We start from the raw sequence: 22,543 nt of genomic DNA on the forward strand, positions 1-22,543 counted from the left end.
AATTACTCTGTTTTAACACCCCTGCATTCTGCTACGGTCCTTACAAGTCATGGCCGCAATAGGAAAGGTTGAAACTTTTGTTGCAGATCGGAAAGTCGGAAATGCCGGCACCGCGTACCGAAAGTGCCAGCGCCGTCCAGTTGTGCAACGACGGGTCGCATATCTTGTACTGCCGGAACTGCCCGTCGCTGCCGGTAATCCCGACATGGCACACTTCGCCGCGCCACCCTTCGACCAACGAAAAAGCAAGCGCATCGCTCTCCAGCGCCATCCGGTAATCGGGCAAGCTTGCAACGCGCATCCCGCAATCGAGCGTATCGAGCAGTGTCCGCACATACCCGGCCGATTGCGCCACTTCGCGCATCCGAACCCTCAGCCGTGCATATACATCGCCGGAATTCTCCGCCACAGGATCGTGCGCAATCAATTTGCCGTACGCACCACGGGGATGGGTCTGCCGGATATCCCGTACCAAACCGGAAGCCCGGGCCGCCATGCCGACAGCCCCGATACGCAATGCCTGCGTGCGGGTAACCACGCCGCAATCCTCAAAACGGGCCAGAACCGACGAGGTTCCTTCCAAACTGTGCACGACCTCGGCATAGCGCGTTTCCACCTCATTCAGGTTTTTCAAGACCAACATCTTGAGATCGTCCGTCAGCGGATAATGGGTTCCGCCGAAACGGATCAATCCTTTTGCAAAACGGTTTCCGCACCAACGCTGTGTCGTATTAATCACAATTGTGCGCAGGGCCTCGCAGGCCACCTGCCCCAACTGGTAACCGATATCCATGCACAGCGCCCCCGTATCGGCCAGATGCATCGCAATACGCTCCATCTCCAGGGCTACGGTGCGTTCTATGCCCAGATCGTTCGCGGCCGGATCGAATTCCAATCCGGGTTCGCCGAGTCCTTCGGCAACCTCAGCATAGGCGAGAGCGTGGGCCACGACGCTGTCTCCCGCAATACTTTCGGACAGGACGGATTGCCGCAACCGATTCGGCGTCCCGCAAATCAGGCGTTCGATCCCCCGGTGCTGGAATCCCAGTACGATTTCGAGATGAATGACCTGCTCCCCGTTGCAAATAAAGCGGAAACAACCCGGTTCGATAATCCCCGCATGGATCGGCCCAACGTTGACCTCATGCAGGGCCTGCCCGCGAATGGCGTAAAAAGGATAGTTGTTCAGCGTCCGGCTACGGTCGGCACGGTCGTGTGCAAAACGCAACGGTTTGTTCCACGGATGGTCGGCGAAACAGATTCCATATTGCTCGGTCAACTCGCGTTCGAACGGGTGTGCAGCCGGATATAGTGCGGTCAGCGACGGCAGCGGTGACGTATCGTTCGGATCAAGCCGGCTCGAAGCGATCAAAATTTTGCCGGACGCATCGTCCAGCACCAGACAAAAGAGCCGCAAACCTTCCTCGGAAGGCATCCCGAAATAGGCGGCGAGGTGGCACGGCTCGTTACGCAGGTAGCCGTGCATCCCCCGGAGAAATTCGGGATACGGGAAACAGGGAATCGCATCGAGTTTCACACTCCCCTGCCGGTTGGATGTCATGAACCACTTTTTCATCTAAAAGGCGATAACGGCATTGATAAATTTGATCAGGAACGGTGGCTGCACGATGCCCAGCACCGAAGCCCCGGCGATCAGCAACAGGCCGCACCAGGTCAACCCCAGGTGGATACGCAGGGAAGGCATCGGCAGCGGGTTTCCCACCGGTTTGTAGCACAATTTCAGAATGCGCGAACAAAAACTGAACATGACAAAGCAAAGCAACAGCGCCAGCAGAACCAGCAACCACCACCGCCCCGATTCGATGACCTGGCGCAGAATCATCATTTCGGAAACGAACAGCACCGAAGGCGGAAAAGCCAGCAGAGACATGCCGCCGAGCAACAGGGCTACGGCTCCGGTACGGTTCACGCCGATATATCCGCCAATGCGGTTCATCCGGTAAGTGCCGTAAACTTTCCCGACTTGCGCCATTTGTACGAACATCCCCGACTTGATCAGTGCATGGGCGATCACCTGCAACAGTGCCGCGAAAATCCCGATCCCCCCCACGCCGAGCCCGACTACGGAGAGGCCCATGCACTCGACCGTCGAATAGGCGAGGAAACGCTTGTAGTTGTTCGTACGGCGCAGGTATACCCCCGCAATCAGCAACGAAATCAGCCCCGCAAGGATCAACACATGCGAAAACCACTCGTAAACGGGCGAGGCGGCCGCCACGCGGTAGACGCGGAAAAACGAAACGAAACCGGCATTGACCAGCACCGTCGAGATGACGGCCGAAGCCGGTGCGGGTGCGGCAAAATTGGCATCGACGCCGATCGTATAGAGCGGAAAAACCTCCATCTTGCAACTGTATCCCACCAGGATAAACAGGAAGGCTATCTTCAGGTAGAGCGGATTGCCCGAGGCTACCGTCCGTGCCAGGTTCGCATACGACAGTTCGCCGCCCGCGGTAACGGTGCTCAGCAGCAGGATACCCAGGTAAGCCACGGCGATCCCGAGCGAACAGATGAATATATATTTCCACGTAGCCTCCAAACTCCGCGTATTGCGGCGGTGGTAAACCAGCCCGGCCGTACAGAGTGTGGTGGCCTCGAGAAAAATCCAGGTCACGGCGATGTTATTGGCGAAATAGACGCCCGTGGCCGACACGCAAAGCAGCATCAGCGAAATGTTGTAAAGCTTGAACTGGCGCAACGTCTCGCGGTCGAGGTAGAAATTGCTCTGCACGAAAGCCACCGCCGAAATCACGGTCATCAGCACGAAAAAGATCGCGCCGAGCAGGTCGAACGTAAAAAACTGCGACTCGACCTCCCCGATACGGAACGGAATGACTGCAACGGCGAACCCGGCCTGCACCAGGTAATAGAATGCGGCAAAAATGCGTACAGTGCGATGCTGTGCGGCCAATGCGACAAAACCGACAATAGCCAACGAGATGAGCAGGAAAATAAACATCATGGCATCAGTCCTTGAGCGAGGTTAGCGAATCGGAGTTGAAATCGTGCAGGCGTCGGCCGATCTTACCGGCAAACAGGCCGAGCATCAGCACGCTCATCAGGATATCGAGCAGGATCGCGATATTGATCAGGTAGGGCATTTCGACACCGATGGCCATAGAGAAGAGGAACACGCCATTCTCGATAACCAAAAAGCCGACCAGATGCGAGAAGATACGTTTGTGATTCACGATCAACAGCATCCCGCTGAGCAGCGCATAGAGTGCCACGCCGAAGAACACCCGGTCGATCTGCGTATCGGCCAGATAATAGGTGACGACGATGCTGCACAGCAGCGCGGCGAGCGACAACAACAACTGGTTGAAGGTCGCGACCGAAGCCGCATGCACACGGTCGATACCCGTCCGGCGGATAATGTTATAAAGCAATACCGGAACAATAATCGCTTTAAAAACCAACGTTTCAGCTACGATAAAGACCAACTCCGGCCAGTCGATCGACCGAAGGCTCCACAACGCCACGGCCAACAACAACCAGCCCTGCAATCCCACCAACGAAGCATAATGGCGGAACCGCTCGACGATCGAGAGGTACAGCAGCGTCACGACATACAATATAATCAGTGCAAGCAACATAATCTCCTATCCGATCCGGATTTGGTTCAACAACAGGAAGGCGATGACGAAAGCCACCAGCGCAACCGCGAGGATCGTCACGATGTACGTGCTGTTGCGCGCCATGCGGCTGCGGGCCAAAAACGACTCGACGATACCGATCGCCAGCCCGGCCGCGAGACCCAACAGGAGTACTACAATCGTGTCCCAATACAGTACCGAAGCGAATGCCGAAGCGGCCAGTACGGCCAATAGCCCGGCCTTGATCCAACCGGCAAGGGTAATCAACGCTAGATCGAATCCACTATAATCCAACACCATCGCTTCATGAATCATCGTCAGTTCGAGGTGCGTACGGGGATCGTCCACCGGAATCCGCCCGGCTTCGACCAGCATAATCTTGAACAGCGCATACATCACCAATACCATCACGACGACCATTTCGGGCGTACCGCTCCCCACTCCGGCAAAAACCTGGGAAAAACTGAGGCTGTCCGACACCAGTGCGAGCGTTCCGGCCACCAGGAAAAGCGCCGGCTCCAACAAGGCGCCGTAAAGCGCCTCGCGGCTGGCCCCCATCCCATCGATGCTGCTTCCTGTCTCCATGGCGGCGAGGATCAGCATTACGCGCCCCAGCGCCAGCAAATAGCAAAACAGGACGATGTCTCCATTGAACGCGAGTACGGCGGAAAAATCGCCGACCGGTACCAACAGCATGGCCGCCACGGTCGAAGCCAGATAGACCACCGGGGCGAGCCGGAACACGAACCCCGTCGCCGGACTGTAAACAGGCGCCTTGCACAACAACGCCCCCAACCGACTGATATGCTGATAGAAAGGAGCCCCCTTACGGCCGGCCAACAAGGCCCTTGTCCGGACGATCATTCCGGGCAGCATCAGTGCAACGAACAGGTTCAATACTACACTCATCGTATAAATCGGTATCTTAGAGCAGATTCAGGATCGACAACAAAAACACGAGGGCCAGGAACAACAGCGCATAGAGCACGTAATGGTTGACCTTGCCGGTACGGAACATCACCAACCGCGCGTTCATACGGCGCAACAGGTAACTCCACCACCGGGCGAACAGCGAGTCGAGCGTATCCTTATGCCGTACGTCGAAATGGTGCTCCGTGGGAAAAATCTCGTCGGCGGCGATCCGTGCGGGATCGAGCCGGTTGGTAATCATCCGTTCCGAGATACGGCCCAGTCCCTCGCTGAACGATTCGCCGGTATACTGCATCCGGGAGGTCACCGCCGTAAAGCCGCAATTCCATGTAGGCGAAGAGCTTTCTGCACGACGGCGCACGACCCACGAGCGCAACAGCCACAATATGACGGAAATTCCCACCAGCATCCCGATCCCGTAAGTAAGCGGCAGGAAGCTGTCTGAAAAAGACACCGTGCGGTCCAATACGTCCGCCGGAACAGAGATCGGAGAGGCTCCCGAAACATCGGCAATCCGGGCCACGAGCCCGACGATCCACCGCAACGCGAACACGGGCGCCAACCCCACCAACAGGATACCCGCCAGCGGCAATGCCATCGCCGCGAGCATCGGACGGGAAACCTCCCGTGCCCGCTCGGCCACTTCGCTGCGCGGAAGTCCCGAGAAGACGACCCCGTAAAGTTTCGTGAAGGCCAGCACGGCCAGCCCCCCGATCAGCGCGAGAAAAATCAGCCCGGACAGTGCGATGACCGTCACCGGTCCGTTGGCCGCAATTCCGTCAAGCAGACCCATATAAATCAGAAACTCGGAAACGAACCCGCTCAGCGGCGGCAACGCGCAGATCGCCAGCGTCCCGACCAGAAACAGGATCGCCGTCACGGGCATCCGTTTGCCCAGTCCGCCCAAATCGTCGAGCGAGGTGGTGTGCGTGGCCGTATAGATATTGCCTGCCCCCATAAAAAGCAGCGACTTGAAGAACGAATGGTTCAGCGTGTGCAGCAGCGCTCCGGCCATACCTGCGTAAAAAATAGGGTCGCTTCCTTCCGCCTTGCCGAGCAGCGCGGTACCGAGAGCGATAAAGATGATCCCGATATTTTCGATGCTCGAATAGGCGAGCAATTTCTTCACATCGTTCTGCAACGCCGCGAGGATCACGCCCCACAAGCCGGTTACCGCACCGATGCACAGCACGATCAGCCCGATCGCGAACAGGTGCGAATCGAAACAGGAGACGACGCGCATCACGCCGTATACACCGGTTTTGATCATCACACCCGACATGAATGCGGAAATGTGGGCCGGAGCGGCCGGATGCGCCTCGGGCAGCCAAACATGCAACGGGAAAATACCCGCTTTCATTCCGAAACCGATGAGGAATACGATGAACAGCGGGATGATGTTTCCACCCTGTTCACCGTAGAGCGCCAACGCATCGAACGATGCGGGCAAGCCGCTCGCATACAACGTGACGAATCCCGCCAGCAGGAACAAAAAACCCACATGCATCAGGATCAGGTAGCTGAGTGCGGCCCGGCGCACTTCGCGGCGCTCGGCATCGAACAGCATCAGCACGAACGACGACAGCGTCATCACCTCCCACGCGAACAGGAAGCTGAATCCGTCGCGCAGCGTCACGACCAGCAGCATCGACAGGTACAGAATGCCCAGGCCGCAATAGTGCAGCGAGATCTGTGCCGGGGATTTGCGGCCCAAATAGGGCTTTATATAACCTTTCGCATAAATCAGCACCGCGACGGCCGACAACGACAATATAATGAGGAAAAAGGAAGACAGCGGATCGGTAACGCCGTATTGCGGACCGAAAACGATATTGATTCCCTCGGGATAAATTCGCCCTCCGCCAGAAAACACCCCGACAGCCTCATACAGGGCCGACAATACTCCGAGGCCGACGACACAGAAAGCGACCTGCCATTTCCACCGCACCGGAACCGCAAAAACGGCCAGCGACAGCAACATCAGTGCTATAACGGACTCGATAAACATACGCGCGGCTAATTCTTCGGATAAGATTCATTGACGAACGCGACCGCCGCGACAGCTGCCACGGCAGCCGTTTCAGTACGAAGGCGGCTACGCCCCAAAGAGATATCGGCAAACCCATACTGACGGGCTAATCCGATCTCTTCGGGCGAAAAATCGCCTTCGGGCCCGATCAGCACCGTCACACGGCTTCCCGGAGAGATGAGTTGCCCGATAAAACGGCGCGGCATATCCTTTTCGCAATGGGCGATCAGCTTCACCCCGTCGAACGGCCGTGCGACCCATTCGCGCAGCGGCGTCAGCGGCTCGACTACCGGATGATAGGCCTTGAGCGATTGTTTGACGGCACTGGTAACCACCTTCTCCAACCGGTCTGTCTTGAGCGTGCGACGCTCGCAATGATCGGTCAGCAACGGTACGATACGGTCTACGCCGATCTCGGTCGCCTTCTCGGCGAACCACTCGAACCGGTCGGTATTTTTGGTCGGGGCAACGGCCATCACCAGCTCGTAGCCCCGTTTTTCGAACTCAGGCCAGCGTTCGCGGATCACGACACGACAATGTTTCGGCGACGCTTCGACGATCTCGGCCCGGCACATCGTTCCCCGGCCGTCAGTCAGGTGCAGCGAATCGCCCGCCCCAAGACGCAATACCCGCACGCAATGCTTCGATTCCTCCTCGGAAAAAACATAAGAACCGGTGTCAGGATCGAGCTCGGGAGCGTAAAAGAGTTGCATGAGCGGCGGATTTTATCTAATTTTAGCGGCGGAAACGAATTTCCATCACAAAGATACGACAACGAACCTAAAGAAACAAAAACGATCTAACCTCCAGAGCCAATTCCCGGACAATTATGAAAAATTTATCCGCATTGACATTTCTCATGATCATGACGACACTTCTAAGCGGCTGCAAAAGCAAACAGGCTGAGAACAATCCGCTGCTCGAAACGTGGAGTACTCCTTTCGGCGTACCCCCTTTTGACAAGATCAAAACCGAGCATTTCAAACCTGCGGTCGAGGCGGGTATCCGCCTGCACGAAGCGCAGATCGACTCGATCGTAAAAAACACCGAAACCCCGTCGTTCGGAAACGTCATCGAGGCACTGGACCGCAGCGGCGAGGTGCTGAACAACGCCTATACGGTCTTTTCCCTGCTGAACTCCGCCGAAAGCAACGACCGGATGCAGGCGGACGACATGGAAATTTCTCCGCTGGTATCCGCCCACAACGACAACATTTACCTGAACGACCGCCTGTTCCAAAAGGTAAAAGCCGTTTACGACCAGCGCGAATACCTCTCGCTCGATCCACAGCAGCTACGGCTCACGGAACAAACTTACAAGCGGTTCGTGCGGGCCGGGGCACTACTCACGCCCGCGCAGAAGGAGCAGCTTAAAAAGATCAACGAACAGCTCTCCAGACTCGGCGTACAATTCGGCAACAACCTGCTCGCCGACAACAACGCCTTTACGCTGGTAATCGACAAACAGGAAGACTTGGCAGGAGTGCCCGCCTCTATCCAGTCGGCGGCCAACACCGAGGCGGTGAACCGCAAGATGGAAGGCAAATGGGTCTTTACGCTCAGCAAGCCGAGTATGATTCCGTTTCTGAGCTACTCCGAGCGGCGGGACCTGCGCGAAAAGCTCTACAAGGCCTACCTCGAACGCTGCAACCGCGGTGACAGCACCGACAACAAACAGATCGTGAACGAGATCGCGAAACTCAGGCTCGAAAAGGCCCGGCTGATGGGCTATCCCTCTTACGGCGCCTTCGCACTCGACGACGAAATGGCCCAAACCCCTGAAAACGCCTATGCACTGCTCGACAAGCTGTGGCAGCCATCGTTGGAACTGGCAAAAAAAGAGCTCGAAGAGATGAAAGCGATCAAAAAAGCCGAAACCGGCGACGACAGCTTCGAATCGTGGGACTGGTGGTATTATGCGGAAAAAGTACGCAAGCAAAAATACGACCTCAACGAGGAGATGCTTCGCCCCTACCTCTCGCTCGACAATGTCGTGCAGGGTATTTTCCAACTCAGCAACCGCCTCTGGGGCATTACCTTCCGGCCCGTATCGGTGCCGGTTTACCACAAGGAGTGCATAGCTTACGAAGTATTGGACAAGGATAACAAACACCTGGGGATCCTCTATTTCGATTTCTTCCCGCGCCCGGGCAAGCAGGGCGGCGCATGGTGCGGCGCTTACCGCGAAGAGCGCTATGAAGAAGGCAAACGTATCGCTCCGGTCGTAACGATCGTCGCGAACGTAAGCCGCCCGGCAACTCCCAACGGAGTGGCGTTGCTGAACCTCGACGAAACCGAAACCCTCTTCCATGAGTTCGGCCACGCGCTGCATAGCCTTTTCTCCCAGGTACATTACGCAGGTATCGGCGGCGTGGAACAGGATTTCGTCGAACTCCCCTCCCAATTGATGGAAAACTGGGCGTTCGAACCGGATATGCTGCGGATGTATGCGAAACATTACCAGACGGGCGATCCAATGCCGGACGATCTGATCGAAAAAATCCAACGAAGCGCGCTGTTCAATCAGGGTTTCACCACAACCGAACTGCTGGCCGCCTCGCTTTCGGACATGGATATCCACACGATCACCGAATACCGGCCGATCGACCTCAACGCTTTCGAAAAGGAGATGCTGAACGGCAAACGGGGACTGATCCCGCAAATCGAACCACGTTACCGTTACCCCTATTTCGCACACATTTTCGGCGGGGGATATGCCGCTGGGTATTACAGCTACATCTGGGCCGAAGTACTCGACAAGGATGCTTACGAAGCTTTCGTCGAGAGCGGCGACATTTTCGACCGGACGACGGCGGAATCGTACCGCAAAAATATCCTCGAGCGCGGCGGTAGCGAAGGCGGTATGGAACTGTACAAAAAATTCCGGGGCCATGAGCCGGATATCAAACCGTTGATGATCAAACGCGGACTGATCGAGATGCCGGCCGACACCGCAGCCCGGCCCGCTCCGCTCGACACGGCAGCGCGCAATGCCTCGATCCGCCGCATTATCGGGCAACAGTGACGCCGGAACCGGCTTTATTCGCATACAAAGTCAAATACCGTAACAAGACAGGCGCCGTACGGCGCCTGTCTTGTTACGGTCAAAAACGTGTGCATCATCGAAGAACAGTAAATCCGCAACCTCTCGTACCGCATCGCATGGAAGCCGGTAACCTGAAACCGGACCGATTCATCCCCGGCAGACCGGATATACCCGCCCTGGCCGGGCCACGCGAAATCAGATAGTATACCCCGCACCCATCAGATCAGGATTCCGATCAGTGTGGCGGACATGCAGGAAACAAGCGTCGCACCGACAACGGCCAACAATCCGAAACGGGTCAGGAAAAGTTTTTTATTCGGGGCCAGCGAACCGATGCCGCCGATCTGAATGCCTATCGAAGCCAGATTCGCAAAACCACACAACAGATAGGTAGCAATGATGACCGAACGCTGGTAAACAAAAGCTCCGGCCTCTTTATACGCCGCCAAATCGGCATACGCGACGAACTCGTTGATCGCGATTTTCTTGCCGAGCAGCGCCGCTACCAACGGCACATCCTCCCGGGCTACCCCGATCAGCCATGCGACCGGCGTAAAGGCCATGCTCATGATAAATTCGAGGCTCAGCCCGTCGAAACGGCCTCCGGAGAAAGCAAGTATCCATTCGTTCAACCCGGTATAACGTCCGATCAGCCCGCCGAGCAGGTAGTTCAGGAAAGCGACGAGCGCAATGATGACCAACAACATGCCTGCAATATTGACCGCCAGTTTCACGCCCTCGATCGTACCGTTGGAGAGCGCATCGAAAAAGTTGGCGCCGACCGAATCGCTCGATACCTTGGCCTCTTTACGGACAGCTCCCGTCTCGGGGAAAATGATCTTCGCAATCACGACCGTCCCCGGGGCAGCCATGACCGATGCCGAAATCAGGTGTTTGGCAAAAATCACCGTCGCCTGCGGATCGCCGTCGCCCAACATCAGGATGTAAGCGGCCATCACTCCTCCGGCAATCGTAGCCATGCCCGAAACCATCACGAGGAACAGTTCTGAGTCCGACATGTCGGACAGGTATTTTTTCGTCAGCAGCGGCGATTCGGTCTGTCCCAGAAAGATATTACCGGCGGCCACCAATCCTTCGGCACCACTGATATACAACAATTTGCGCAATCCCCAGGCAATCCATCCCACGACCCACTGGATCACTCCGTAAAAATAGAGGATACTGGTCAGTGCGGCGAAAAAGACAGTGACAGGTAAAACTTGGAACACAAAGATATAGCCGACCTTATTCACATCGACCAGATCGCCGAACAGGAACTTCGAGCCGGCGTGCGTAAAGTCGAGAATTTTGACGAAACAACGCCCCAGCACCTCGATAAAGTTACCGACAAACGGCACGTAGAGGATCGCTACACCCAACACCAACTGGAGCAACAGCGCGACGGCAATTTGCGTCCAATCGACGGCACGCCGGTTGCGGCTGAACAGGTACGCGATAAAAATCAGGGCAAGGATTCCGAGAAATCCCCGAAAAACGGTCACCAGCATAGGTTCAAAACTATTAAAAAGGCCGTAACAACTTTCGCTCTTCGCCGGCGGAACGGTCATCCGCAAAATACCTGGAATACAAGATCATGAGATCATGGAACACCACCCCGTGCAAGGATCAATCACCGGTATCGGCCTTGTTGCAAAAATCGATATTCCAAACCGGCTATCATCAAGAAATAATATCGGGCACTCCTATATCGGACAAAAGTAGGTTATTTTTCGGCACAGCCGCGGGACGAACGAAAAAAAGCGGCGCCGAAGCACCGCTTTATCATAACTTTTATCTTTTAAGGCTATTTATTTTACCCGGTATCGTTCAAGCCCGTCCCTCTCTCCGGGGTTACACCAGATCGGTTTCGAGGCATATTTCCGGACAAGGAACGGTTTCCGGCCCCGGGGAATCCTTCTTTGGGAGAAGCACCTGACGCCGGGTCACCGCCCTAAAGCGGTTTACCGTCGCGGTCGACCAACTGCACTTTACCCAGGTTTAGTGCTTTCACACCGGAGAGCTGGCTCTTTGCATCGCCAACCACGACAACCACCATCTTGCCGAAGTCGATATTTTTCGCGATTACCGCTTTAGCCTGTTCGAGGGTCATCTCTTTGAGGACTTTCTCACGCTGCAACGGATAATCTTCGCTCAGGCCATAGATCGAGATGTCGCGCAACAGGCCCAACAACGCGCCGGGCGTCTCGAACGAACCGTTCATCGTACGCAACAGTGCCGTACGCGTCTGGTCGAGGTACTCCTGCGAGAACTCCGCCCCGTAACCCGACAAAATATCGCGGAACAGTGCGAGCGATTCTTTCGTCACCGTAGCCTGCACGCTCGAACGGGCAGCGAAGTAGTTGTTATAGATGCCCTGCGTGAAGCTCGAATAAGCACCGTAGGTATACCCGTGCTTGAGGCGCAGGATATCGAACAGCAGGCTGCCCGACGAAGCGCCCAGCTTGTCGTTGACCACCACGGCGGGATAAGCCTCGGGGCTGGCCACCGGCATCGCTTTGTCGCCGATCATGATGTAGGACTGGCGGGCGCCCGGATAGTCGATGAAATAGACTTTGGCCTCGGGCCGGACATCTGCGGAGACGATCTGCGGAGTTTCCACCTCTTTGGCTTTCCAGTTCTTCTCCAGGGAACCGAGCGAAGAGACCACCTCCTGTTGGCTCAGGCCTCCCACGAAGCTCACCTTGGCCACCGAAGGCGAGAGATTGGCCTCGTAAAATGCTTTCGCATCGTCGAGCGTCAGGCCGCTGACGGTTTGTTCCGTTCCGTCGGGCGTATAGGAGAGAATGCTCTCCGAACCGAATACCTGCTTGCGGAACAACTGCTGTCCGATCAGCGAAGGATCGGCCGCATTCTGGCGGATATTGTCGAGCATGCGTTCCTTCACTACCTCGAACGACTGTGCGTCCCAGCGGGGATGCAACAGCATCTCTTCGACAAGGGCGATCGCCTGGGGGTAATTCTTCTTCAGGCAACTGCCCGTCACGACCATCGTCTCCGTACCGGACTGCACCGAAATGCGGGCGCCGAGGGTGCCGATAGCCTCCTCGAGTTCGGCCGGCGTTTTATATTCGGTACCTTCGTTGAGCATATTCGCGGTCAGCTTCGCAAGACCTGCCTTGGCCGGCGTGTCGGACAACATACCGTTGCCCAGTTCGATGGCGAAATTCACCAGCGGCAGCTCGCTGTAAACGATGCCCTTTACGGTCATGCCGTTACCGAGCGTAGCATTCCAAACGGCAGGCACCTTCAGTTCGGGGGTATTGGACATCAGGGCCGGCTCAACGCTGCGGTCGAACGACGAAGGAGTACGCTCGTACGGATCATCGACGATCGCACCGCCCTGCGAATTGAGCTGCTGATCTTCGATCGACTCCTGGTTCACCACGGCCGGAACAGATCCGGTCAGGGCCAAGTCGAGCTGTCCTTTGGGTACGATACTGATGCCGAGGTACGGTTTGCCCTTGATGTATTTGTTGTACACGCGCATCACATCTTCGGGGGTGACGGCCTTATACTTTTCGAGTTCGTGGATCGTCCGGTCGGGCGAACCGCCGAATACGTTGTCGTGGGCCATCGCGATCGCCTTGCCGTTGGTCGAAACCAAGCGGTTGTAAGTGCGCGTCTCCTCGATGTTCTTGTAGCGTTCGAGGTCTTTCGGGTCGACTCCCTCCTTCTCGAAGCGGGCATACGCCTCTTCGATACCGGCGTACACGTCGTTCAGGTTCACTCCGGGAAAAGTCGTCGCATTGAGCAGCGCCAGGCCCGCGATCTCCAGCTGGTAATTGAACATATCGACCGAAGGCACGAGCTTGCGCTCCTCGACCAATACCTTGTACATCGGGGATTTTTTATCTCCCGCCAACAGGTTGCACAGGAAATCGAGTGCATAGCCGTCCTCGTTGTAAGCCTCCACCGCAGGATAAGTCATAACGATCATCGGCGCATTGCAAAACGCATCTTCATACGAAATGCGCTTGGTCGAATCGAGCGTCACGTTCTGAACGACCGGAGCCTCGGGCTTCGGCCGGGCGGGAATCTCACCGAAATATTTCTGGATCAACTCCTTGGTTTTAGCCACATCGAAGTCACCCGCCACGACCAGCGTCGCATTGCTGGTGGTATAGTACTTATTGTAGAACTCCTTGACATCTTCGACCGTCGCGCTACGTAGGTCGGGAATTTCGCCGATCACCGTCCAACTGTAAGGATGTCCCTCCGGGAAGAGGTTTTTGAATACGAGGTCGAACGCCAGCCCGTAGGGCACGTTCTCACCCTGGCGCTTTTCGTTCGACACCACGTCGATCTCACGCTTGAGGCCGCCTTCGGTCACCGTATTGATAAAATACCCCATGCGGTCGGACTCCATCCACAGCACTTTCTCCAGCGCGTCACGCGGCACCGTTTCGAAATAGACCGTTCCGTCGTTGCTTGTCCCGCCGTTGAAAGAGCCGCCCATCGCATCGATCTTCTGGAAAAACGCATTGCGCGGCAGGTTCTCCGAACGCTGGAACAGCATGTGCTCGAAGAAGTGCGCGAAACCGGTCTTGCCCGGTTTTTCACGATTGCTGCCCACATGGTACTGGATCGCCACCGACACCACCGGGTCGGATTTATCCTCGTGCAGAACCACCTCGAGACCGTTGTCGAGTTTGTATTTTTCATATTTCAGGGATGCGGCATCCCCGTTTTTACAGCTGCTCATGCCTGCCATAACAGTAGTCATCAGTAAAGGAATCATCAATTGTTTTCTCATAGACAGAAGGGTTTTAGATCGATAAAGTTACGACTTTTCCGACACAGTAACCACTCCCGCAAGACAAATGTGAACTATTTTTAGCTAATTTTGTTTTTTGTTGCCTCACCAAACCCGCCAATTTTCAATGAAAAAGAACCTATTCTTCGTATTGTTGCTCTGCAGTGTTTTACAGGGAACCTCCCAGACCCCGGCCGAATTCAAGAGCCCAACCAACCGGTACCGGCCCAAACCGCTTTGGTTCTGGAACAACACGACGGTCACCCGCAAGGGTATCGACACCCAACTCAAAGCGCTCAAGGAACAGGCGGGGTACGGTGGCGTATCGATTTTACCGTTCGGTGCCAAATTCGGGCCAAAATACCTCTCTCCGGAATATTTCGACCTGTACGAATACACTGCGGGAAAAGCCGAGGCCCTCGGAATGCAACTTTCATTATACGACGAATACGGATTCCCGAGCGGCAGCGGCGGCGCGATAGGCGGCGACGATATTCCCCGCTTCCTGAACCGCTACCCGTCACTGGCCATGAAGCGTCTCGACAAAATCGAGGAAGAGGTGGACGGTGGGACGGTATACCACAAACCGGCGTCGGCCGCAGGCAAGCTGATGGCCGTCGTAGCGATGGATACCGCCACGAAAGAGCGGATCGACCTGACGGACAAGATCACCGAAGGGGTGATCGTCTGGAAAGTACCCGAAGGCAGGTGGAAAATCATGCAGTTCGTCTGCGTGAACGACGGCGACCCGAACATGGACTACCTAAGCAAAGACGCGGCCAGGGCTTACGTCACGATGACGCACGAACAGTATTACAAGCGTTTCCCCCAATATTTCGGTACGACCATCACCGAAACGTTTTTCGACGAACCGACCCTTTACCGGGCCAAAGGACGGGTCTGGACCCCCTCTTTCAACGATGAATACCGTGCCCGGTACGGTTCCTCTCCCGCACTTTACTACCCGGCGTTGTGGTACGACATCGGCCCCGAAACCGAGGCGGCACGCAATGCACTGTTTACGCTGCGCAGCGACCTGTATGCCGAAGCGTACCCGCTGACCATCAGCCGGTGGAGCGCCGCACACGGCGCACTGGCGACCGGCCATCAGGACAACGAAGAGGTCGAGAACCCGGTAGGTACGTCGGGAGACCTGATGAAGTGTTTCCGCTACCTGGACATTCCCGGCATCGACAAAATCGGCACGTGGGCCGAACGTCCCACCGAACGTTTTTACAAGATCGTCAGTTCGGCCGCTTACAACTGGGACCATTCGCTGGTCATGTCCGAGACATACGGCGCCATGGGGAACCTTCCCTGGGACAGCCTCTATTCGATCGCAATGGACCAGTTCGCCAAGGGAATCAACGTACTGATCCCGCATGCCGCATGGTACGACGACGACAACGTGACATTCCTGCCCGAACTGTCGTCCCGCAATCCGCTCTATGCAGACGGACTGTACGACTTCAACACGTTTCTCGGACGGATGCACACGATACTGCAAAACGAAGACCGCTTCGTGGCCGAAATAGCCGTACTCTACCCGATCCATACGATGCAGGGCGACCACCGTTTCGACGGTCCGCTGGATCCGTATCAGGGTGGCGTGGAGATCCCCTATCTCGACTATGTACAGCTCGGACAGATGCTGACCGACGGCCTCGGGCGCGATTTCGAATGGCTCCATCCCGAAGTGCTGGCCGACCGCTGTACGGTGGGCAAACGCGGCACCCTCGACCTGAGCGGCACGAAACAATACAACTCGTTCCATACGCTGATTATCCCGGCTTCGAAAACCATCAGCGTCAGCACGCTCAACCAGGCTGCAGCGTTATACGAAGCCGGCGGAAAGGTCATTTTCACGTCGCAGTTGCCGACCCGTTCAGCCGAAGCCGGAGCCGACGATTGGGTGGTGACCCTGATGGGTGAACTGCTGCCGCAAGCGGCCCAGGGAGTATACCGGAACCGCAATAAAAACGGCGGCGAGGTGTTATTCATCGAGCACCCCGACCTTCAGACGCTCTCCCTGGCCCTGCAACGCACAGAACCGTACGATGTGGAAGGGATCGGTTACACCCCGGCGATGGCGCTGGCCGGCGGAAAGGCTAATCCGGGCCTGAAAGGCGGTGCGGTACCGCTGCGCTATATCCATAAAGAACGTAACGGTAAATCGATTTTCTATTTCGCCAACCTCTCGGACGAACCCTTCGACAAAGAGATCGCCCTGCGCGGCAAAAAACGGTTCGAACTGTGGAACCCGCACACCGGAGAAACCTATCCGGTCGCGGCGCACTACGACAAAAAGGGCAAAGAGAATATCACTCTGCTCCGGCTGACGCTGCCCCGGCTCAAATCCCTGTTCCTGGTCGAAAAATAACTGCCCCGCGAACCGACGGCCGGTTTTCCCACACCAGACAATCGGCCTCGGTTCAGCCCTGGCGATGAGCGCCACGACCGGCACAATATAGATTGAGAAAGAAGTAAACAGTCAGCAGATAAAGACGTAAACAGGCAAACGAATAGCCGGGCTTTCCAAAGAAGATGAAGACGCGCTCCAAACACTGCACATAATCGGATTGCGGATAAACGCCCGGCAGGGTCAAATCCGGACTGAGAAAAACCATCAAAATAGCGAAGGCAGCCGATAATAGGGCTGCCTTCGCTATTTTGATCCATGGCTATCCTCCATTTGCGGTTGATCTGCCATGCGCAATATCACGGGAGATTACGCGTAGAATCCGGATACTTCCCGGCGCCGGAAAGTTCTGCTGCCGGCGGTTCATGTCCCCGGGAATTACGCGTCTGCGGACATCCGCCGCACCTCTTACAACTCTTTGATCCGGATATTGCGGAAATGCACCTCCGAACCGTGACCGAGGAAGCCGATATGTCCTTTCTCGTTGAGCAGGCCCGGATGCTGCTTGTGATCCGCCGTAGCTTTGCCGTTATCGCTCGCTTTCGCAATATCGCCGTCGACAATCACCTCGCCGTTCAGAATCACCTTGATGTGGTTGCCTTTCGCAATCACTTCCTGATAGTTCCACTCGCCTACAGGTTTCAGTGCACCGCGTTTGGCGGGAATTACCCCGTAAACCGAACCGTGATACTGGTAAGGTTCGAGATTCTTATAGATCGGTGCGTCGTTATCGAGAATCTGCAACTCCATCCCTACATAGGCGGCATCGCCCTCGGTCGGGGTACGGATACCGAGACCGTTGTTCGCTCCCGGCGTCAGCTTGAACTCGAAGCGGAAAACGAAGTCCTTGTACTCGTCCTTCGTGTAAAGGTTGCCGCCGTAGCTGCCCTCGTGCGGAACGAGCGAAATCATGCCGTCGTTGCTGACATAATCGCGCGTATTGCCGATCCACTCGTGCATGTTGGTACCGTCGAACAGCACCTTGAAACCCTCTTTCTGCTCTTCGGCCGAAAGTTCGTACGGTGCGGTGCGGGGCAGCTCGTTGATGTAGAGGTTGCGGTAATCGACGCGTGAACCGTGCGCCTGCAACTCGATCTGGTCGATCGCCGGAATCGGCTGCGAGCGGTCCCAATAGTTCTCCATGATCACGTTGTCGACCACCTGCTCGCCGTTGAGCCAAACGCTCACGCGGTCGCCGACCATCCGGATGAAGAAAGTATTCCAATGGCCCAGTTTATTGTCGGCCACATGCGAAGGTTTGCTCTCGTTGACCTTGTTGTTGTACAGGCCGCCGGAACCCACCTGTGCGCCCACGTTACGGCGCGACGTGTCCCAAATCTGCACCTGCGGGGTACCGCGCAGATAAATACCCGCATCGGGCTCCTTACCGTTGGGATCGAGCCGCCAATCGACATACATTTCGAAATCGCCGTACTGTTTCTCGGTGCAAATATTGTCGTAACCGTCGCCCACAAAGCTCAGCAATCCGTCGGCGACCTGCCAGTCCCGGCGCATCGCTTCGTCAGCAACCTTCTGTTTGGCGGCCAATTCCTGCGCGCTCATCTGCGCACGTTTGACCGGATTTTCGACCAATCCTTTCCAACCGGCGAAATCTTTGCCGTTGAACATCGACACGAAGCCTCCTTCTTTTGGCATCGCTGCAATGTGCTTGTTGGCCTCCTCAACCTGGTAGCGCTGGTCGGGATTGGTGCTCACGGCCACCGCTTTTTCCAACAGGTCGGTGACTACCGGACCGTAAAGGTCCTTGCGGGCCAGCGCCGTATTGTAAATGACGTTCACGGCGGCTTGCTGCACGGCGGGATCGGTACTGTTCAGATAATTTCCTGCCAGCACCATAGCCTGCAAGGTCCCGGTGTCGCCCATCTTTTTCAGTATCGTCGCCTTGCGGGCCGGTGTCGAAGCAATGTCCATCGCCTCGGTCAGCATGATCTGCTTGAGTTCGGGCGTTACGCCGGACGCGGCCACACGGCTGACAAAGCCGTCCAGCGCCTTGCCGGCATAAGCGGCATCGCCGGCTTTAGCAATTTTGTAGAGTTCATCCGTCGCCCCCAGTCCTTTCCAGGAAAGCAACGCCGTCAGCGCCTGCTCTTTGGCCGCAGCATCGCCGGATTCGAATCCGTCGGTGATAATTTGCAACGCTTCGGGTGAACCGGTTGCGGCCAACACCACGTAATAACGGGAAGCCGCATCACCGCTGCGGGCCATCTGCGCTTTGACCGTCGCCACCTGATCGGCCACGGAAACCCCGTCCAAGGCAGCGATCACCGCCTGCTGGGCCAGCGGCAGGCGTACACCGTCGGCCGATCCGACCAACGGATAGAGCGCCGCGAGCTGACGCGTTCCCACGACATTTTGCAATGCGGCGTAAGCGGCCGTAGCCACTTCAGCATTGTTGCTTCCGGTCGCCGCCAATACGATATCGGCTTTATCGGTCGCACGGCGTTCCGACAGGATCGACAGGGCATCCACCTGACCTGCAGGCAAACCGTCCTGAACCGCTGCAGCGGCCAGATCGGCCACCACTTTTCCTTTGGTCGAAAGCAGGCAATCGCGGGCTGCCTCACGCACGGCATCGGGCGTCTGGCCATCGCTCATCACAGCTGCGATCGCAACCGGAGCTTCGGGAGCCCCCATCCGGGTAGCGGCCCACATGGCAGCGGTACTCACTTCCGGATCAGCATCGCCGATGTAGGGGAGAATAGCCGGCAGGGCCGACTGCGCATTTTGAAGCCCCAGATAAGTGATAATGTCGGATTTCACCTCGGGCTTGGCCTTTTTCAGCTCTTTGACCAAAGCATTGTAAACCGGTTCTCCGAGATAGGGCTGAATAAAGCGCAGGGCGGCATTGCGGTACGCGCGGTCGGAGTTTTTGAGCGCCTTGAGCAACTGCGGCACGGCCGACTCTCCTTTGCGCTGTACTTGTGCATATAAATCGGCAATCCGTCCCACCGGGGCGTCGTAATGGATCGTCAGGCTGGTCTCTTCCGGCACCAGAGCCCGTGCTGCGGGCGTCCCGATGGCCAACAGCGCGCAACGCGCCGGATCGCCCAACTGCCCGTCGCCGAGGTATTCGGCCAGTACGGGCACGCTCTCGTCACCGCCGCACCGTTGCAACAAACGGATATAATAAGCCTGTACAACCGGATCGCCGCTCTTTTTAAGCGCACGGGCAATCCCTTCGGCAAAACTCTTGCGGGCCGCTTCACGGCCCGGAGCGGATACATAAGCCGCCCAGCCCGAAAGGGCATAACTGACCGGAACATTATTCGTATCCTCGAACATCGAAGTCATCAGGTCGATCCCTTCGGCACCCGTCGAAACGAGGTCGTCCATCAGGCGGCCGAACTCGGCCTGGTCGCGTGCGGGCATCAATCCCAACGCATCCGACACCTTCGTGCTGGCCGTGCGCCCTGCAGCGGTCTGCGCCTGGACGCCCACCGCCATCACCAGCAGGACAAGGAGAAGCAATATTTTTTTCATCGCTAAATTCTTCATTTTTCGGTTTTCAATACGGTTAAAGGGTCCACGGATAACGCATCGGCTGGTCGATCAGCCGGTTGGCCGCCTCGTCGTCGACAAAGAGCAGTTTATCCGGATCGAACTTCAGGTTGCGGCCCAGCCGGAGCGCCACGGCCCCCATATTCACGATCGTGGCCGAACGGAAGCCGTTCTCCTCGTTGAGCGCGAACTTCTGGCGGCTGCGCACGCAGTCGATGAAGTCGGTCTGCTGCGGCAGCGGATCGGGATACTCGGCGAGTCTCTTCTCCCAGTCGGGAATGTCGCATACGAAGTTGGGATATACCTTGCCGCCGGGTCCTTCGATGTAGGCGTCGTTCGGATCGCCGTTATCCTCGCCGTAGAGGATGATCTGGCAACCATCGTCATAGGTGTAGGCGATCTTGCGCCAGGTACCCACCGCATCATCATGCTGCTGCGGCGCGTCGATTTCGACCGAGACCGGACTGGTATCGTCCTTGCCCAACAGGTACTGCACGGGGTCGATATAGTGCTGGCCCATATCGCCGAGACCGCCCGCATCGTAGTCCCAATAACCGCGGAATGTAGCGTGCACGCGGTGCGTGCTGTAAGGTTTGTAGGGTGCAGGCCCGAGCCACATGTCGTAATCGAGTTCGGCGGGAACCTGCTGCACGGGCAGGCTGGTCTGCCCCACCCAGAAGAACTTCCAATTGAACCCGGTATGTTTGCTGATGGTAACCTTCAACGGCCAGCCCAGCATGCCGCTGTCGACGAGCTTCTTGATCTTGTTCACGGTGGTATTCATGCCGTAGAACGTATCGGTGAAACGGAACCAGGTATTCAGGCGGAAAATACTGCCGTTCTGCTTGACAGCCTCCTTTACCCGCTTGCCTTCGCCGATGGTACGCGTCATCGGCTTCTCGCACCAGATATCCTTGCCGGCGCGCGCGGCATCGGCCGACATGATGCCGTGCCAGTGAGGCGGCGTGGCGATATGCACGATGTCCACATTGGGATCGTTAATCAGGTCGCGGTAATCGTGATAGGCGGCGATTTTCTCACCGGCCAGCTGCAAACCGGCATCGAGGTGGTTCCGGTCCACATCGCAGATGGCCACCAGCCGGGTTCCGGCATAGCCGTAATGTCCGCGGCCCATACCGCCGACACCGATGATACCTTTGGTGAGCTGGTCGCTGGGTGCGGTGTGTCCCGGTCCGCCGAGCACATGGCGCGGGACCACGGTCAGCGCTGCCGCTCCCAGCAAGCTCTTTTTCAGGAAGTCTCTCCGTTTCATCTATTTGAATTTAAGTTAGTATTTTGTTGACTTTCAGCATTCACAGCAAAAGAACATGCCGCTCCGGCCACGCAACCGATGCGACGTTTACAAATTTACGAAAAATACTCTATTCCCCGAAGAAAACATTCCCGGCAAGAGTCTCCGCGACCCGGTCAGCCTCTCAAATGTCGCTGCACCCAATCGGTCAGCCCGACGAACTGTGCGACGCCCAACACCTCGGGACGCAACGAGAAAAATTCATGTTCCGCGCCCCCAAAATCGCCGAAAGCGGCCCGCAGGGAGTTGCGGATCGTCTTGCGGCGCTGGTTGAAGGTCGCCTTGACCACCTTCATGAACAGCCGTTCATCGCAGTCGAGACGCTGCACGCCGTTGCGGCGCAGGCGGATGACGGCGCTCTTGACCTTCGGCGGCGGATTGAAAACGCCCTCGCTGACGGTAAACAGGTATTCTATATCGTAAAAAGCCTGCAAAAAGACACTCAGGATACCGTACTCTTTCGATCCCGGCGGCTCGGCGATACGTACCGCCACCTCGCGCTGCACCATGCCGACCACTTCGGGAATCAGGTCACGGTATTCGAGCACCTGGAAAAATATTTGCGAAGAGATATTATAAGGGAAATTGCCAATAATGTTAACACCCTGCGGAAACTGTTCCGCCAGGTTCATCCGCAGAAAATCGCCCTCCATCAACCGGGGGGCAAACCCGGGAAAATACTCGTGCAGGTAAACGATGCTTTCGGTATCGACCTCGGCGCCGTAAAGCGTTATATCTTCTCTCTCAAGCAGAAAACGGGTCAAAACGCCCGTGCCGCACCCCACCTCGAGCACCGTAGAGCACCGGTCGGCTGTCAGGCTGCCGGCAATGCGCCGGGCGATGGACTGGTCGGTCAGGAAATGCTGGCCTAAATGCTTCTTGGGGCGAACGTTCATA

General features: G+C 56.6%; 13 protein-coding genes. 2 read left to right on the forward strand and 11 right to left on the reverse strand.

Features of this window, described 5'->3' with window-relative positions; all coding sequences use genetic code 11:
- Window positions 1-40: 40 nt before the first annotated feature.
- The 6 genes from NQ495_RS03145 to NQ495_RS03170 are packed head-to-tail and all read right to left on the reverse strand — an operon-like array spanning window position 41 to window position 7,289.
- Window positions 41-1,576: a hydrogenase large subunit gene (locus NQ495_RS03145; RefSeq protein WP_050808006.1), complete on the reverse strand. Its 1,536-nt coding sequence runs from the start codon at window positions 1,574-1,576 to the stop codon at window positions 41-43.
- Window positions 1,577-2,983: a proton-conducting transporter transmembrane domain-containing protein gene (locus tag NQ495_RS03150; RefSeq protein WP_232208915.1), complete on the reverse strand. Its 1,407-nt coding sequence runs from the start codon at window positions 2,981-2,983 to the stop codon at window positions 1,577-1,579.
- A gap of 4 nt (window positions 2,984-2,987) precedes the next feature.
- On the reverse strand, window positions 2,988-3,617 hold the full coding sequence (locus NQ495_RS03155) for a membrane protein (RefSeq protein WP_009134413.1): 630 nt from the start codon (window positions 3,615-3,617) through the stop codon (window positions 2,988-2,990).
- A 6-nt stretch (window positions 3,618-3,623) separates the two neighbouring features.
- Window positions 3,624-4,526, reverse strand: a complete 903-nt coding sequence (locus NQ495_RS03160) for a respiratory chain complex I subunit 1 family protein (protein ID WP_009134412.1) — start codon at window positions 4,524-4,526, stop codon at window positions 3,624-3,626.
- 16 nt (window positions 4,527-4,542) lie between these two features.
- Window positions 4,543-6,555 carry a proton-conducting transporter transmembrane domain-containing protein gene (locus NQ495_RS03165; protein ID WP_009134411.1) on the reverse strand — a complete coding sequence of 671 codons (2,013 nt, stop codon included), beginning with the start codon at window positions 6,553-6,555 and terminating at the stop codon, window positions 4,543-4,545.
- A gap of 8 nt (window positions 6,556-6,563) precedes the next feature.
- Window positions 6,564-7,289 (reverse strand): 16S rRNA (uracil(1498)-N(3))-methyltransferase, encoded by a 726-nt coding sequence (locus tag NQ495_RS03170; RefSeq protein WP_009134410.1) that lies wholly within the window; start codon window positions 7,287-7,289, stop codon window positions 6,564-6,566.
- 116 nt (window positions 7,290-7,405) lie between these two features.
- On the opposite strand from NQ495_RS03170, the gene NQ495_RS03175 reads away from it, so the two are divergent.
- The gene (locus NQ495_RS03175) at window positions 7,406-9,601 is read left to right on the forward strand and encodes a M3 family metallopeptidase (RefSeq protein ID WP_009134409.1); all 2,196 of its coding nucleotides are present in this window, start codon (window positions 7,406-7,408) and stop codon (window positions 9,599-9,601) included.
- Window positions 9,602-9,840: 239 nt separating this feature from the next.
- Here NQ495_RS03175 and NQ495_RS03180 read toward each other — a convergent pair whose 3' ends face one another.
- Together NQ495_RS03180 and NQ495_RS03185 are read right to left on the reverse strand one after the other, a co-directional pair.
- Entirely contained in the window at window positions 9,841-11,130 is a 1,290-nt protein-coding gene (locus NQ495_RS03180; RefSeq protein ID WP_009134408.1) for a NupC/NupG family nucleoside CNT transporter, read from the reverse strand.
- A 443-nt stretch (window positions 11,131-11,573) separates the two neighbouring features.
- Window positions 11,574-14,396 (reverse strand): M16 family metallopeptidase, encoded by a 2,823-nt coding sequence (locus NQ495_RS03185; protein WP_009134407.1) that lies wholly within the window; start codon window positions 14,394-14,396, stop codon window positions 11,574-11,576.
- Between the two features lie 127 nt (window positions 14,397-14,523).
- On the opposite strand from NQ495_RS03185, the gene NQ495_RS03190 reads away from it, so the two are divergent.
- Window positions 14,524-16,776 (forward strand): glycosyl hydrolase, encoded by a 2,253-nt coding sequence (locus NQ495_RS03190; RefSeq protein WP_009134406.1) that lies wholly within the window; start codon window positions 14,524-14,526, stop codon window positions 16,774-16,776.
- A 447-nt stretch (window positions 16,777-17,223) separates the two neighbouring features.
- Here the strand turns inward: NQ495_RS03190 and NQ495_RS03195 are convergent, their stop codons facing one another.
- From NQ495_RS03195 to rsmA, 3 genes are all read right to left on the reverse strand, one after another.
- Window positions 17,224-20,316 carry a family 16 glycoside hydrolase gene (locus NQ495_RS03195; RefSeq protein ID WP_040294554.1) on the reverse strand — a complete coding sequence of 1,031 codons (3,093 nt, stop codon included), beginning with the start codon at window positions 20,314-20,316 and terminating at the stop codon, window positions 17,224-17,226.
- A gap of 34 nt (window positions 20,317-20,350) precedes the next feature.
- The gene (locus NQ495_RS03200) at window positions 20,351-21,607 is read right to left on the reverse strand and encodes a Gfo/Idh/MocA family oxidoreductase (protein ID WP_009134404.1); all 1,257 of its coding nucleotides are present in this window, start codon (window positions 21,605-21,607) and stop codon (window positions 20,351-20,353) included.
- A 155-nt stretch (window positions 21,608-21,762) separates the two neighbouring features.
- The gene (rsmA, locus tag NQ495_RS03205) at window positions 21,763-22,542 is read right to left on the reverse strand and encodes a 16S rRNA (adenine(1518)-N(6)/adenine(1519)-N(6))-dimethyltransferase RsmA (protein ID WP_009134403.1); all 780 of its coding nucleotides are present in this window, start codon (window positions 22,540-22,542) and stop codon (window positions 21,763-21,765) included.
- Window position 22,543 lies beyond the last annotated feature (1 nt).

This window comes from Alistipes indistinctus YIT 12060, assembly GCF_025144995.1.
Taxonomy (GTDB): domain Bacteria; phylum Bacteroidota; class Bacteroidia; order Bacteroidales; family Rikenellaceae; genus Alistipes_A; species Alistipes_A indistinctus.